This window comes from Arthrobacter sp. RIT-PI-e (genome assembly GCF_001187915.1).
Classification (GTDB): Bacteria; Actinomycetota; Actinomycetes; order Actinomycetales; family Micrococcaceae; genus Arthrobacter_D.
In genome coordinates, this window is record NZ_LGIU01000098.1 from 55,127 (window position 1) to 69,834 (window position 14,708).

Consider the following 14,708-nt stretch of genomic DNA (forward strand, 5'->3'; position numbering starts at 1 on the left):
CCGCCGAGACTACTCGGCGGTGACCTTCTGCTCCTCGGGACGGATGATCTTGGTACGCATGATCGTCTCGTTGAGGCTCAGCTGGCGGTCGAGCTCGGCCGCCACGGCCGGCGTCGCGGTGAAGTTGATGACGGCGTAGATGCCCTCGGTCTTCTTCTGGATCTCGTACGCAAGACGCCGACGTCCCCAGATGTCCTTCTTGTCCACGGTGCCGCCACCGTTGCGGACCACGTTCAGGAACTTCTCGAGTGTCGGGTCGATGGAGCGTTCCTCGACGTCCGGGTCGATGATGACCATCAATTCATATGCACGCATGTGTGAACCCACCTCCTTCGGGCTGAGCGGTCGCGGTCTTTCCGCAACAGGAGGTTCTTCAGCGTTGGTCCGGCCACCGCCTGCGGTCTGTACCACGGGCCGGCTGAGGCACGGACGAACCAATGTTACCGGACGGCGGGGCGGTCACCGAACTCCTGTGGACGAGGGTTCAGCGGCCGCCACGGAAGAACGCGGCGGTCACGGTGGCGAGGTGCCCCGGATCGTCGACGCCGCACAGCTCGCGTGCGGAGTGCATGGACAGCAGCGGCGTGCCGACGTCCACCGTGCGGATGCCCAGCCGCGTGGCGGTGAGGGGGCCGATGGTGGAGCCGCAGGGCATCACGTTGTTGGACACGAACTCCTGGTACGGCACGCCGCTGTCCCGGCACAGCGCAGCCCAGTACGCGGCTCCCGGGGCATCCGTGGTGTACCGCTGGTTGGCGTTGATCTTCAGCAGCGGGCCCCGGTTGAGGACCGGCAGGTTGGCCGGGTCGTGCCGTTCGGCGTAGTTCGGGTGCACGGCGTGGCCGGCGTCCGCCGAGACGCAGAACGAGGACGCCAGGGCGCGCAGCCGCTCCTCGGTCCCCGCGCCGAGGCCCAGCGAGATGCGCAGCAGCATGTCCTCGAGGAACGGGCCGCTCGCGCCGGAGCGGGAGCCACTGCCCACCTCCTCGTGGTCGAAAGCCGCGAGCACCGCGATCGGACCGTCCGCGGGACCGTGCTCCGCGGCGTCGAGCAGGGCGGTGAGGCCTGCATGCACGGAGGAGAGGTTGTCCAGCCGGCCGGAGGCGAGGAACTCGCCGCGGGCACCGAGGACGCGCGGCTCCTGCGTGTCCGCCACCACGACGTCGAAGCCGCCGATCTCCCCGGGGTCCACGCCGGCGTCGGCCGCGAGGACGCCGAGGAGGTCCTCGTCCGCGTGATCACCGAGACCCCATACGGGGTTCATGTGCCGCTGCTTGTCCAGGGCCAGGCCGTCGTTGACGGCGCGGTCCAGGTGGATGGCCAGCTGCGGGAAGCGCAGCAGCGGGCCGGTGGCCACCAGGTGCTCGCTGCCGTCGCGCAGCGTGAGCCGGCCCGCGAGCGCCAGCTCACGGTCCAGCCAGGAGTTCAGCAGCGGCCCCCCGTACACCTCCCCCCCCGCCTGCAGCCAACCGTACTTCCCGGTGGTGGGTTTCGGCTTGAGCTTGAACGACGGCGAATCGGTGTGCGCCCCGAGGATGTGGAAGCCCGTGGTGGCGTCCGCGGAGTCGGGGACGTGCCAGGCGATCAGTGCGCCGTCGCGGACGACGTGGTACCGGCCGGGGCCACCGTCCCAGGCGTCCTGCTCGGCGAGGGGCCGGAAACCCGCTGCGGAGAGGCGGCGTGCGGCCTCCGCCACCGCGTGGAAGCTCGACGGCGACGCCGTCACGCAGGCGCCGAGATCGGTGATGTGCGCTGGAGATGGGCTCATCCCCCGATTCAACCAGATACGCGCCGCCCGATCCGTGGGGAGGCGTCCGGGAGACGGTGGTCAGTGCTCAGTGCTCAGTGCTCAGTGCTCCACCGGACCGGGCACCACGATCCCGTGCTCGTAGGCGTACACCACGGCCTGCACCCTGTCCCGCAGGCCCAGCTTGGTGAGGATCCGCCGCACGTGGGTCTTGATGGTCGCCTCGGAGAGGAAGAACCGGGCGGCGAGTTCGGCGTTGGAGAGTCCCTCCGCCACAGCTTCGAGCACCTCGCGCTCCCGCGGGGTCAGGTCCGCCAGCCGCGGGTCCGCCGTCCGGGCCGCGGTCTGCGCCGGGGGGAGTGAGCGGACGTAGGTCTCCAGGAGCCGTTGGGTGACGCGGGGGGCCACCACGGCGTCGCCGCTGGCCACCACCCGCACCGCCTGCACCAGGTCCTCGGGCGCCACGTCCTTGAGCAGGAACGCCGAGGCGCCCGCCTGCAGACCGGAGAAGGCGTACTCGTCCAGGTCGAAGGTGGTGAGGATGATGATGCGGGAGCACGATCCCGAGCGGATGATCCGTCGTGTGGCCTCGATGCCGTCGCCGTCGGGCATCCGCACATCCATGAGGACCACGTCGGGCGTGATCTCCGCCGCCAGGCGTACCGCCTCCGACCCCGTGGAGGCCTCCCCCGCGACCACGAGATCGGGTTCGCCCTCGAGGATGAGCCGGAAGCCCATCCTCAGCAGCGGCTGGTCGTCAGCGAGCAGCACCCTGATGCGTGGGCCCGGATCGTGGTGCATCGTCATTGTCTTCCCCCCGTTGACTCCCGGCGCCGTGGTCGGCGTCGGGCACCGTCAAGTGCACGTCCACGACCCACCCGCCCGAGGGCCGCGGGCCGCACTTCACCGTACCCGCATAGATGGCGGCGCGCTCACGCATCCCGGCGATCCCCTGCCCGGATCCCAGTGACACCCCGGGTTCCATGACCCCCCGCCCGTCGTCGGCTATCCGCAGGGACACCCCGCTCCCGGACCGGGTGATCGAGACGTCCACCCGGGTGGTACCCCTGCCGTACCGGAGCGTGTTGGTGAGGGATTCCTGCAGGATCCGGTACACCGTGAGGTGGAAGGCCTGGTCATCGGGCAGGTTCGGCCCGTCGGTGGCGACCCGCAGCGGCAGGCCGGCTGCCCGGAAGCCCTCGAGGAGGTGCGCCACGGAGCTCGACGCCGGGAGCGGCTCCAGCGGCCCGGTGGCATCCTCCGTCCGGAGCACTCCGAGCACGCGCCGCATGTCCGCGATCGCGGTGCGTCCGGTGGAGGAGAGCTCCCCCAGCACGGCGGCGGCGCGATCGGGGTCGCGCTTCAGGACGACGGCGGCGCCGTCCGAGAGCGCCACCATCACGGTGAGGGAGTGCGCGACGACGTCGTGCATCTCCCGGGCTATGCGGTTCCGCTCCCCCGCCGAGGCCAGCCGGGCGTTCCGGGTTGCCCATTCCCGCAGCACGAGCTCGTGCTCGCGATCGCGCCGCACGGTGACGCCCACACCCACCGCGATCACGAGGAACATGACCACGAAACCGCTGACGAACCAGATCAGCCCGGGAACGTCCGGGGAGAAACCGGCCGGCGCGAGGAACAGGGCGCTCACGGACAGCGTCGCCGCCATGGCGAACGCGATCAGGGTTCTGCGGAGCGGGTGGACGGAGGCCACCGTGTAGAGGGCCACCGCCGTGGCCAGCGCCACGCTGCCGCGTCCCTCGGTGGCCATGCTGACCGGGGTGTCGATGACGGCCACGACGGTGAGGACCAGCACGGGGTGGTCCCGGCGGCAGGCGAGCGCCACGGCGGCGAGGAGCACTCCCGACACACCGGCCCAACTGCCCGATTCCGCGACGAGGAACGCCGTGTCGGGCAGTGAGACGGTCAGGAAGAGCACCACCACGACGGCGTCCATCACGCGGGGGTGCTCACGGAAGAAGCGCCGCACGGGACCGAGCCGGCGCGCATTGAGCTCGGTGAGGGAGTCCGCGGCCGTTCGTTCCGCGGACTCCCTCACCGAGAGTCGATCGGGCACGAGGGGTTCCTCACGCCCGGGGTCGGACCGGGCTAGACATCCCGCTTCTTCGTGACGACCAGGGCGACCACGAGGAGTCCGAGGGCCCAGGCGGTCATCACGAGGCCGCCTTCCCACTGGGTGAGATCACCGTCGACGGTGGTGACCATGACCAGTTGGGTTCCTGCGTCACCGGGGAGGAAGCGCGCCGCCTTCGGGATCCAGTCGGCGAGCCCGGAGATGAGCTGCACGATCAGGGGCAGGACGAAGAAGACTCCCACCGCGGTCACCACACCACCCGCGGTGTTGCGCAGCAGGGTGCCGAGCGAGATCGAGATGACCGCCACCAGGGCGAGGAAGGTGCCCGTGTTGATCACACTCGCCAGCACTCCGTCCTGCGTGAGTGCGAAGTCGAGGTCCTGCCCCCGGAGGATGGGCTGGGCCACGAGATAGGAGACCAGGGCGCTGGCGAGGCCGACGACGAAGGCGATCAGGGCGACGATGACGGTCTTCGCGACCAGGGCCGGGATGCGCTTGGGCACCGCGACCATCGTCGAGCGGATCATGCCCGTGGCCCATTCCGAGGCGATGAGCACCACGGCCAGGGACGCGATGAGCAGCTGCCCGAACAACAGGCCCGCGGAGGGTGTGGTGAGCGCTTGTCCCGCGATGCTGTTCGGCCCCTCCGTGGGAGCCTGGAACTCCGCGGGCACCTCGGACCCGGCGATCGCCTCGGCCGATGTGGCCATCGCCCAGGCGAACAGGGCGGCGAGGCCCACCATCACCACCACGGTGCAGGCGAGCAGGATCACGGTGGAGGGCACCGTGGTGACCTTGATCCACTCGGACCTCAGCACCCGGCCGAAGTTCAGGCCCGTCCCGTCGTCCCGGTTCTGCCGCGGGCGCTGCTGCGCGGGCGCGTTCTGTGTCGAGGTGGCCATGGTCAGCGTCCTTCCGGAGCCGCGACGGGCTCGCCCGCGAGCGGGGTGGATGAGTGGTATTCGACTTCCGTCTGGGTGAGTTGCATGTAGGCGTCCTCGAGGGACACGTGCAGCGGGGTCAGCTCGTACACGAGCACCTGTTCCCGGAGGGCCACCTCCGCGACCCTGCGGGCGTCCACGCCCGTGATCTCCATGAGTTCCGGTTCGAGCAGCTGGGAGGACACGCCGTCGCCCGCGAGTGATCCGAGGAGGTCCTGCGGGCGGTCCGCGCGGACACGGACCCGTGCCTTGCCCTGTCCGTCGATGATCGACTGGATGGGCGCGTCGGCGATGATGCGGCCCCGGCCGATCACCACCAGGTGGTCCGCCGTCAGTGCCATCTCCGACATCAGGTGGGAGGACAGGAACACGGTGCGTCCCTCGGAGGCGAGGCCCTTGGCGAGGTGGCGGACCCACTGGACGCCCTCGGGGTCCAGGCCGTTCACCGGTTCGTCCAGGATCACCGTGTGGGGGTCCCCGAGGAGCGCCGCCGCGATGCCCAGGCGCTGCCCCATGCCCAGGGAGAAACCTCCCACCCGCTTCTTGGCCACCGGGCCGAGCCCGGTCAGCTCGATGACGTCCTTGACCCGGCTGTCCGGGATCCCGTGCGTCGCCGCCATGGCCCGCAGGTGGTTGTAGGCGGTGCGCTTGGTGTGCACGGCCTTGGCGTCCAGCAGGGCCCCCACCTCGCGCAGCGGGGCGCGGTGCTGGGCGTAGGGCTTGCCGTTGACGGTGACACGACCGGCGCTCGGGCTGTCGAGCCCCACGATCATGCGCATGGTGGTGGACTTGCCCGCACCGTTCGGGCCGAGGAAGCCCGTCACCTTGCCGGGCTGCACGGTGAAGGACACCGCGTCCACCGCGGTCTTCGCGCCGTAGCGCTTCGAGAGGGCCTGTACCTCGATCATCGTGCATCCTCCGGCTGGTGGTGACGCGGTACGCGCAACTGCGGGTCCGGTACCACCAACCCTAGGCTCCGCCCGCGTCCCGGTCACCGGTCCGAGGGATGATCGGCGGTTCGGGGGACTACGCCTTTCGGACGACGCCGGGCCCCGGTCCTCCCCGCACGCCGCCCCGGCTGCTGCGTCACCGGCTGCTGATCGAGGCGAACTTCCGGATGCACAGCGGCACGAAGACCAGGAGCATGACGGCGATCCCGATCAGGATGGTCACCAGGGCGTTCTGCATCGCCCACACGTCGGGTGCGGGGACACTGCCCGTGTTGCCGAACAGCTCCCGCACCGCCTGGACGAACCACGAGACCGGGTTCCAGTTCGCGAAGGCCTCGAGCACGGCGGGAAGGCTCTGCGGCTGCACGAAGGCGTTGGAGATGAAGGTCAGCGGGAACAGGATCATGAAGGAGGCGTTGTTGATGACCTCCGGGGACTTCACCGACATCCCGAGCAGGGCCATGACCCAGCTGAAGGCGTAGGAGAACAGCAGCAGCAGCCCGACCCCGGCCGCCGCCTCGACGAGCGAGGTGTTGATGCGCCACCCCACCAGGAGACCCGTGGCCATCATGATCACCACGGACAGTGCGTTCAGCACCAGGTCGCTGTTGGTCCGCCCCACGAGCACCGCGGAGGAACTCATGGGGAGGGTGCGGAAGCGATCGATGATGCCGTCCTTCAGGTCCTGCGCCATGGCGGAACCCGAGAAGGTGGAACCGAAGATCACCGTCTGCGCGAAGATCCCCGCCATCAGGTACTGCGTGTAGTCGCTGCCCTCCACCTGGATGGACCCACCGTAGATCTGGCTGAAGAGCAGCACGAACATGATGGGCTGCAGCACGGCGAACACCAGCATGTCCGGCGAGCGCCGCAACTTGGTCAGGTTCCGCTTGGTGACGGTCCAGCCGTCCGACATCCACCCCGACAGGGCGGAGGACTGGTCCGGGCCCTCGGTGGGCGGGCCCGGGACGCGCCGGCCGTCCTGCTGCAGCCCAGCCGTCGTCGATGCACTCATACCGTCTGCTCCTTCTGCTGCTCGGTGGCCCCGATACGTCCTCCGTGGTCGTCACCCTCGGTGGCGGAACCATCGGCGGCGTCCGCGGCATCTGCGCGGCGCCCGGTGAGCGTCAGGAAGACGTCGTCGAGGCTGGGGCGCCTCATCCCGGCGTCGTGCAGGGGGATCCCGGCCTCCCCGAGGTCGGAGAGGATGAGCTGGAGGGCCCGCGGGCCCTGACGAACGGCCACCTCGACGGTGCGGCCGTCGTCGCCCACGGACGGCTCGCCCTCGCCGTGACGTCCCAGGATCTCGCGGGCGGCAGCGGCGTCCGCGGAGTCGACGACGGACACCTCCACCCGGTGCCCGCCGATCTGCGCCTTCAGCTGGTCAGCCGTCCCCTCGGCGATGGCCCTGCCGCCGTCGATCACCGCGATGTCGTCGGAGAGCTGATCCGCCTCCTCGAGGTACTGGGTGGTCAGCAGCAGGGTGGTGCCGTTCCTCACCAGGTCCTTGATGATGCCCCACAGCGCCAGCCGGCTCCTCGGGTCCAGCCCCGTGGTGGGCTCGTCGAGGAACAGGATCTTGGGGTCGATCACCAGCGCGCCCGCGAGATCGATCCGGCGCCGCATGCCGCCGGAGAAACCCTTGACCGGACGGTTGCCCGCCTCGGAGAGCTCGAACTGCTCGATCAGCTCCCGCGCCCTGCGCTTCGATTCACGCGCCCCCAGGTGGTAGAGCCGCCCCACCATCTCGAGATTCTCGAACCCCGTGAGGTTCTCGTCCACCGCGGCGTACTGTCCCGCCACGCCGATGATGCGCCGGGCTGCCTTCGGGTTCCGCACCACGTCGATGCCGTCCAGGAACGCGGTGCCGGCGGTGGGGCGGGTGAGGGGGGTCAGGATCTTCACCACGGTGGTCTTCCCGGCACCGTTGGGGCCCAGCAGTGCCTTGACCGTTCCCTGGGGTACGGAAAGATCCATGCCGTCGAGTGCATGGACAGGTCCGCTCTTGGACGAGTAGGTCTTCGTCAGACCCGATGCTTCGATGATCGCCATGCAGACAGGGTAGGACTCCGGACGCCCCGTTCCTAGGGGTTTCGGCGCCCGATTCCTGCGACACCGGTCCGGGTCCGGGTCCGAGTCCTACGGGGTGTGGTCGGGACCCCCCTGCGGCACGTCCGGCTCGTGGGTGCGCTCGCGGGCAGCCGGTGCCCCCAGGAGGGAGGCGAGGCCCGCCACACCCACGGCGAGCAGCGCAGTGCGGATGCCCACCACGACGCCGAGGAACCCGAGGAGCGGGGGGCCCGCGAGGAAGGCGGGGTACCCGACGGTGGAGACCACGGCCACGCGGGCCGCCGCCCGCTCGGGCTGGTCGGCCGCCGCGGACATCCCCATGGGGAAGCCGAGTGCCGCGCCCGCGCCCCACAGGACGGCCCCGAGTGCCGCCAGCGGCACATCGGGTGCCAGCACGAACAGCACCAGCCCCGCGAGGGAGGATCCGAGGCTCGCCTGCAGTACACGCACGCGCCCGAAGCGGTCGATCAGGCCCCCTCCCACGAAGCGCACGGCCGTCATGGCCGCCACGAAGACCGCGAACATGACCGCACCCGTGCTCTCCATGGCGTCGAGGCCGTCCACCGTGGCCTTGGCCACCCAGTCGTTGGCGGCGCCCTCGGTCAGGGCGGCACCGAGCACCACGAGCCCGATCAGCAGCGTGCGGGATTCCGTCCACGCACCCAGTCCGGAGGCCTTGGGACCAGAGGCCTCGTCGGGGAGGCCGCCGGGTGTCCTCGCCGGCATGGGCAGGAAGAAACGCGGTGTCCACAGGGAGACGGCGAGACTGAGCACGGCCACCGTGAGGAGGTGCACCGACAGGTCGACGGCGAGCGCGGACAGCCCCGCCCCGATCAGGGCGCCCATGAACGCTCCCCCGCTGAAGGCGGCATGGAAACGCGGCATGATGGTGCGCCCCACCAGCCGCTCCACGTCCGCCCCCTCGATGTTCTGCCCAACGTCCCACAGGGCGATGCCACAGCCGAAGAGGAACAGTCCGACCGCGACCACCGGGACCGTGGCGTCGGAGAGCCCGAGCGCGATGGCGCACGCACCAAGCGCGGCGGAGGTTCCACCGATCCGCACCGTGGAGGCGATGCCGAAGCGCGCTGCGACGAGCCCGGCGAGCGGGAGGGAGATCACCGATCCCAGCGCACCGACCAGCAGCAATGCGCCGGTCTGCCCGGCCTCGAGACCCAGCGTCGCCGACGCCGCGGGGATCCGCGCCGCCCAGCTCGCGAACACGAGGCCGTTGAGGCCGAAGATGGCGTAGGTGGCGAACATCGCGGCTCGCACATGGGGTCTCACCCTCCCACCGTAGGCGGGAGGTGGGCGTCCACCAAGCGATGTCCGCACCGGGGTCCCCCTGGGGCCGCGCACCGCCGGTGCCACCCGGTCGGTCCACCCGGTCAGTCCATCCGGACGTCGATGCTCTCCGCCGCGACGGTGACCGTGGCCCTGAGGTAGAGCCGCACGGTGTCCTCCTCGGGCTCCCACCGCGCGGGCCTGCGCGGGTCGAACTCGACGTTGCGCTCGTAGGAGAAGGTGGCCTCGGCGTCGTCGGACAGCAGCGTGTAGACCCCCGGCAGGTAGGACTCGTCGAGGGTGAAGGTGGGTTCGGCGTCCAGCACCCAGTTCGCCCCGCGTACCGTGCCGGGGCTGCCGAAGAGGAAGGCCCGGTTGGGACAGCCTCGCGGGGAGGGCTCGGTGGAGGCGATGCAGCCGGTCAGCACCTCCCGCACCCGGGCCGTCGCCTCGGCCTCCACGGCGGGCGTGGGCGTACTGGCGAAGAGGACCCCCCGGGGTGTGCCGCCCGGAGCGGCCGGGACCAGCACACTCTGCTCGTCGCCGTAGGAGAGATAGGTCGAGGCGGCGGGCGGCGTGATGGTGTACTCGCCGGGGAGCGCGGGGAACGTCACCGATCGCAGTCCGGTGTAGCTGTCGGCGTCGCCCACGGGGAGTTCCACCTCCGTGCCGTTGACGGTGACGGCCCGGAGTTCCTGGGGTACCGCGATGCTCACGTCGTTCACCGGTTCGGGCCCGTCGAGCCGCCAGTCGTCGAAGAGGACGCCGGTGGAGCCGGTCCGCGTGAGCGTGAGATCGCGTGTGCTGACCTCACCGTCCTGGGTGAGCTCTACCGTGACCGTGACCGTGGCGGTGTCGTCCGTCCGCGAACTGCCGGTGACGGTGTAGGAGGAGATGCGGTGCTGCGCCGCCCCGTACACGGCGCTGTCCAGGAGTGCGCTGCGGCCCTCCCCGACGTTGCTGGGAAGCACTTCCTGGGCGGCGGTGACGTCGCCTGCCACGAGGGCGCCGAGGTACGCCTCCACCGGTTCGTCCGGCCCGTACACGGACTCGTTCACGAGATTGACGGTGATCACGGCACCGAGCAGCACGAGGACGGCAGTGCTCCCGGCGGCCACCAGCAGCTTCACCCGACGCGGTGAGGGGGTGCCGGCACGCGTGGTCCCGGTACCGGCTCCGTCCGACCCGGCGCCCTGCAGACCGATCCCGATCGAACCGGCTCCCTTCACGCCGGCTCCGCTCCCGAGGACCGGGAGGGTCGCGAGGCGCGGCCAGGTGGCGAGGACCGCGGGCGCGGCGAACCGGGCGAGGACGGTGATCACCAGCGCCCAGCCGGAGAGGACCAGGCAGGTCCAGGGCACCGGTCCGTACTCGGCGGAGGTGATCCCGGGGACGCCGAGCAGGGTACCGCTCACCCGGGTGAGGGCTGTGACGAGTGCGCCGCCGGCGAGGAAGACCCCGGGCAGCACCGCCCAGGAGAGCAGGGCGGGGACCGGCGGGAGGATGCGCATCCGAGCCGCCCAGGCGAGCGCGCCGACGAGGGTGGCCAGGAGCAGCACCACGAGCGCCGAGAGCCAACCCCACCACGGGAGGTCGAACAGGGTGAGGGAACCGGTCTCCGCCCCGAGAGCGGTGGAGACCGGCGCCAGATGGACGAGGCCGTAGGCAGAGCCGGTGGTCGTGGGGAGCCAGGCGAACGCCGACGGCAGTACCGCCGGCCCTGACCGGACACCGACCGCGACGAGGAGACCGATTCCGGCGAGGACGGTGACCAGCACGTAGTGGAGGGCGAGGACCTGGAGAACGGCGACGACCCACCGGACGGGCGCGGGTGCCTGTGAGCCACCCCGGCGCGCTGCCGCGGCGCCGACGAGCACCCCCGCCGCCACGACGAGGAACGCACCCAGGAGCACCACCGGTGATGCCGCCGAGACGGAGAAGCTCAAGCCCTCCTCCTGCAGGTCCACGGCCGTCGCAGCCGTGGCCACCCAGGCGAGCACCGCGACCGTCACGCCCGAGCAGGCGGCGAGGACGGTACTGCGGCGCGGGTCGAGCGGGCGTCGACGACGCGCGAGGTAGGAGCTGCCCGCCGCCACGAGGAACGCCGTCGCGGTCACGGCGAGGGGTACCCAGGCCAGCGTTCCCGCGAGGGCGAGGCCGAGACCAAACATCTCGAAGCCCACCTGCACGTCCAGCGGACCGAGGAAGGCCATGCCCACCAGTTGTGTGGGCAGCACCAGGATGGTAGCCAGCGCCGTCGATGGATCGGGGTCCGGTCCGGCCTGGACCGCCTCCGTCAGGCCTTCCTGCAGGCCGCCGGGCTCCCCCGTGCCCGAGCGGGCGAGCGAGGACAGGGTCAGGACCAGCACCAGGAACGCCATGAGCCAGGCCGCCACGTACGCGATGATCCCGGTGACCACGGCACCGAGGATGCCGCGCCCCGACGGGTGCCACGCCTCCCAGGGCCGCCGGCCCCCCGGTGCACGCTCCGTCACCGTCGGAGCCGCCGTCGGAGCCGGGCCGGCTGCGGGGGTTCCACCGGCAGTGACCGCTGCACCTGCTGCAGCGGAACCGGGAGCATCCGGATCCGCCGGGTGTTGATCGGGCACCGGTCCGCTATCCCTGTGCAGCCCCATGTATTCCCCTCCGGTGATCCTCGGTTCCCTATGCCGATGCGCCCCGGTCCGTGCCGATACCGGTCGGTACGCACGTCGCGATGCAGGACGTCGCGATTCACCCTACTCAGAAGGGGGTGACGGTCAGACAGGAACTCGCCGTTGTGGATAACTCGCGCTTCTCACCAACAGGTGTGGACAACCCTGTGGGTAACGTGTGGACCCGGTGTGGACGCCGCTCCGGTGACGGTCAGCGGGCCCGCGCCACGCGCTGCTCGTCCCATACGGGTTCCTTCGTCTCGTACACCTTGCCGTCGGAGCCGAAGACCAGGAAGCGGTCGAACCCGCGGGCGAACCAGCGGTCGTGCGTCACCGCCATGACGGAGCCCTCGAAGGCGTCGATCGCCCGCTCGAGGGCCTCGGCCGAGTGCAGGTCCAGGTTGTCGGTCGGTTCGTCGAGCAGCAGGAGGGTGGCACCGGAGAGTTCCAGCAGGAGGATCTGGAGCCGTGCCTGCTGACCACCGGACAGGGAGTCGTAGGGCTGTTCGGCCTGGGACGCGAGCCCGTACCGGTCCAGCACCGCCGAGGCGCCCTCCCGGCCCAGCCCGGAGCGGTGCTCGTCACCGCGGTGCAGGATGTCCACCAGGGTGCGCCCGAGCAGATCGGGGCGGGAGTGGGTCTGGGCGAAGAAGCCGGGCCGGATGCGCGCCCCGAGCTTCACGGAGCCCTCGTGGGGCACCTCGGCGATGTCGACGTCGGACACCGGCAGGTGCTCCTTCTCCGGGTCCGTGCCACCCGCCGCCAGCAGGCGCAGGAAGTGGGACTTGCCGGAGCCGTTGGAGCCCAGCACGCCCACGCGGTCACCGAACCAGATCTCCGTGCTGAACGGTTTCATGAGTCCCGTCAGCTCGAGCTTCTGCGCCACGACGGCGCGCTTGGCCGTCCGCCCGCCGGCCAGGCGCATGGACACGTTCTGCTCCAGCGGGATCGCCTCGGGCGGGCCGGCCTCCAGGAACTTCGCCAGCCGGGTCTGCGCCGCGTGGTAGCGGTTGGCCATGTCGGAGCGGAAGGCCGCCTTGTTCTTGTACATGTTGACGAGTTCCTTGAGCTTCAGGTGCTCCTCGTCCCAGCGCTTGCGGAGCTCCTCGAACCGGGCGTTGCGGTCCTCACGGGCCTTCAGGTAGGTCTCGAAGCCCCCGCCGTGGGTCCACGACGACGCCCCCAGCACGCCCGGTTCCAGGGTCACGATGCGCGTGGCCGCGTTGGCCAGCAGTTCGCGGTCATGGCTGACGAAGAGCACGGACTTCTTCGACTCCCGGAGCTTCGCCTCCAGCCAGCGCTTGCCCGGCACGTCCAGGTAGTTGTCCGGTTCGTCGAGGAGCAGCAGATCGTCGGGGCCGGAGAACAGCGCCTCGAGCACCAGGCGCTTCTGCTCACCACCCGAGAGCGACGACGCCGCCCGGTACTGCGCGCGGTCGAACGGGATCCCGAGGGCCGCCATGGTCACCTCGTCCCACGTGGTCTCCAGCTCGTACCCACCGGCATCGCCCCAGTCCGCGATCGCCTGGGCGTAGGCCATCTGGGTGGGTTCGTCGTCGGCCTCGAGCATCGCGAGCTCGGCGTCGTCCACCCGCTTGGCGGCCGCGGCCGGCACGGGAGGCGCCGAGGAGACCAGGAGGTCACGGACCGTGGTGTCATCACGAACCTGACCCACGAACTGCCGCATGATGCCCATGGAATCCGAGCGGCTCACCACGCCCTCGTCCGGGGTGACGTCCCCGGCGATGATGCGCAGCAGCGTGGTCTTGCCCGTGCCGTTCGGTCCGATCAACGCCGTCTTGTGGCCGTCGCCCACCTTGAAGGCCACCCCGTTGAGGAGCTGCCTGCCGTCGGAGAGGAAGTAGTCGATGCCGGTTACGTCGAGATGAGCCACGCACCAAGTCTTCCACGGGCGCCCCGTAGACTTCGCGCATGCCCACCACCATCCTCAGCACCGTGCAGGTGGAAGGCCTCACCCTGCGGGTACGGACGACGCCGGGACCCACCGGTCAGGGTGCCGCACCACGGGCCCCCTACGTGCTCGTGCACGGTCTGGGCATGACCCACCGCTACCTCGACCGGCTGCGCGAGGAACTGTCGGCGGACGCCGACGTCCACGCCGTCGATCTGCCGGGCTTCGGAGCCGATCCCCGCCCGGGGACCCACCTCGGCGTCGAGGACCACGCGGCCCTGCTGATCGAGGCCATCCGGGGAATCGGTACAGGCCCGTGCACACTCGTGGGGCACTCCATGGGGGCGCAGTTCGTCACCGCCGCCGCAGTGCGCTCCCCGGAGCAGGTGGGTCACCTGGTGCTCATCGGACCGACGGCGGATCGCCGACGCCGCACGATCCTACAGCAGGCGCTGGCGCTCGGCGTCGACTCCCTCCGCGAGAGTCCCTCCGCCAACTGGGCGGTGTTCTCGGACTACCTCCTGACCGGGATCCCCTGGTACCTGCGGCAGCTGCGGGCCATGATGGGCTACCGGCTGGAGCGGGCCGTGGGGCAGGTCCGCCGCCCGGTGCTGGTGCTGCGCGGAGGCCGCGACGTGATCGCCCGCGCACCCTGGTGCCGTGAGCTGGCCGGACGTGCACCGCAGGGCTCGTTCGCGGAGATCGACGGTCAGCCCCCCGTGGTGCAGCACCGGGCGGCGGCCGCCGTGGCGGATGCGGTCGTCGCGTTCCGTTCCCACCCGGCGGCGTAGCGGTCCACCGTTCTTGCTCGAACCTTCGGCCGATCGGTCGGGGAAACTTGAGGGTTCCACGGCAGAGTGGGGACATCGCAGCCGGTTCCGTCCCCCTCATCAGGGAACCGGCTGCGACCCCCTGGCCCCCGCCGGTGGTGGTCACCAGCCCCGGCGGGGCGTGCCGGCCCCCCGGGCCGTCGGCGGCAGGAACCCGACCCGGCCCGGTCGATGCGGGCCGGGCCCTCGCGCGTCAGAGGTAGGGTTGCACGTTCTGCTCGTAGGACC

The 14,708-nt window shown here is 70.8% G+C and carries 12 protein-coding genes; 1 reads left to right on the forward strand and 11 read right to left on the reverse strand.

Features of this window, described 5'->3' with window-relative positions; translation table 11 throughout:
* Positions 1-9 precede the first annotated feature (9 nt).
* The 11 genes from rpsF to AC792_RS15100 all read right to left on the reverse strand — a co-directional run bounded on the left by rpsF (position 10) and on the right by AC792_RS15100 (position 13,632).
* The gene (gene rpsF, locus AC792_RS15050) at positions 10-315 is read right to left on the reverse strand and encodes a 30S ribosomal protein S6 (RefSeq protein ID WP_049831301.1); all 306 of its coding nucleotides are present in this window, start codon (positions 313-315) and stop codon (positions 10-12) included.
* A gap of 169 nt (positions 316-484) precedes the next feature.
* Positions 485-1,768, reverse strand: coding sequence for a M18 family aminopeptidase (locus AC792_RS15055; protein WP_049831302.1), 1,284 nt, complete (start codon positions 1,766-1,768; stop codon positions 485-487).
* A gap of 81 nt (positions 1,769-1,849) precedes the next feature.
* A complete protein-coding gene (locus AC792_RS15060) occupies positions 1,850-2,548 on the reverse strand; it encodes a response regulator (RefSeq protein WP_049831303.1) in 699 nt (232 codons plus the stop codon).
* Entirely contained in the window at positions 2,505-3,821 is a 1,317-nt protein-coding gene (locus AC792_RS15065) for a sensor histidine kinase (protein ID WP_235436832.1), read from the reverse strand. Before AC792_RS15065 ends, AC792_RS15060 begins: the two co-directional genes overlap by 44 nt.
* A 32-nt stretch (positions 3,822-3,853) precedes the next feature.
* Entirely contained in the window at positions 3,854-4,741 is an 888-nt protein-coding gene (locus AC792_RS15070) for an ABC transporter permease (RefSeq protein WP_049831304.1), read from the reverse strand.
* A gap of 2 nt (positions 4,742-4,743) precedes the next feature.
* The gene (locus tag AC792_RS15075; protein ID WP_049831305.1) at positions 4,744-5,688 is read right to left on the reverse strand and encodes an ABC transporter ATP-binding protein; all 945 of its coding nucleotides are present in this window, start codon (positions 5,686-5,688) and stop codon (positions 4,744-4,746) included.
* 178 nt (positions 5,689-5,866) lie between these two features.
* Complete coding sequence (locus AC792_RS15080; protein ID WP_082177799.1) at positions 5,867-6,745, reverse strand: ABC transporter permease; 879 nt, start codon at positions 6,743-6,745, stop codon at positions 5,867-5,869.
* Positions 6,742-7,782 carry an ATP-binding cassette domain-containing protein gene (locus AC792_RS15085; protein ID WP_049831306.1) on the reverse strand — a complete coding sequence of 347 codons (1,041 nt, stop codon included), beginning with the start codon at positions 7,780-7,782 and terminating at the stop codon, positions 6,742-6,744. Before AC792_RS15085 ends, AC792_RS15080 begins: the two co-directional genes overlap by 4 nt.
* A gap of 87 nt (positions 7,783-7,869) precedes the next feature.
* Positions 7,870-9,063, reverse strand: a complete 1,194-nt coding sequence (locus AC792_RS15090; protein ID WP_049831307.1) for an MFS transporter — start codon at positions 9,061-9,063, stop codon at positions 7,870-7,872.
* A 125-nt stretch (positions 9,064-9,188) separates the two neighbouring features.
* Positions 9,189-11,579: a hypothetical protein gene (locus AC792_RS15095; protein WP_049831308.1), complete on the reverse strand. Its 2,391-nt coding sequence runs from the start codon at positions 11,577-11,579 to the stop codon at positions 9,189-9,191.
* Between the two features lie 370 nt (positions 11,580-11,949).
* Positions 11,950-13,632 carry an ATP-binding cassette domain-containing protein gene (locus AC792_RS15100; RefSeq protein WP_049831309.1) on the reverse strand — a complete coding sequence of 561 codons (1,683 nt, stop codon included), beginning with the start codon at positions 13,630-13,632 and terminating at the stop codon, positions 11,950-11,952.
* A gap of 38 nt (positions 13,633-13,670) precedes the next feature.
* On the opposite strand from AC792_RS15100, the gene AC792_RS15105 reads away from it, so the two are divergent.
* The gene (locus AC792_RS15105) at positions 13,671-14,441 is read left to right on the forward strand and encodes an alpha/beta fold hydrolase (RefSeq protein ID WP_049831310.1); all 771 of its coding nucleotides are present in this window, start codon (positions 13,671-13,673) and stop codon (positions 14,439-14,441) included.
* Positions 14,442-14,708: the final 267 nt, after the last annotated feature.

Bases quoted from the DNA above. Each gene is read 5' to 3' on its own strand.
- rpsF (WP_049831301.1), bottom strand. From the start codon at position 315: ATGCGTGCATATGAATTGATGGTCATCATCGACCCGGACGTCGAGGAA.
- AC792_RS15055 (WP_049831302.1), bottom strand. From the start codon at position 1,768: ATGAGCCCATCTCCAGCGCACATCACCGATCTCGGCGCCTGCGTGACG.
- AC792_RS15060 (WP_049831303.1), bottom strand. From the start codon at position 2,548: ATGCACCACGATCCGGGCCCACGCATCAGGGTGCTGCTCGCTGACGAC.
- AC792_RS15070 (WP_049831304.1), bottom strand. From the start codon at position 4,741: ATGGCCACCTCGACACAGAACGCGCCCGCGCAGCAGCGCCCGCGGCAG.
- AC792_RS15075 (WP_049831305.1), bottom strand. From the start codon at position 5,688: ATGATCGAGGTACAGGCCCTCTCGAAGCGCTACGGCGCGAAGACCGCG.
- AC792_RS15080 (WP_082177799.1), bottom strand. From the start codon at position 6,745: ATGAGTGCATCGACGACGGCTGGGCTGCAGCAGGACGGCCGGCGCGTC.
- AC792_RS15085 (WP_049831306.1), bottom strand. From the start codon at position 7,782: ATGGCGATCATCGAAGCATCGGGTCTGACGAAGACCTACTCGTCCAAG.
- AC792_RS15090 (WP_049831307.1), bottom strand. From the start codon at position 9,063: ATGTTCGCCACCTACGCCATCTTCGGCCTCAACGGCCTCGTGTTCGCG.
- AC792_RS15105 (WP_049831310.1), top strand. From the start codon at position 13,671: ATGCCCACCACCATCCTCAGCACCGTGCAGGTGGAAGGCCTCACCCTG.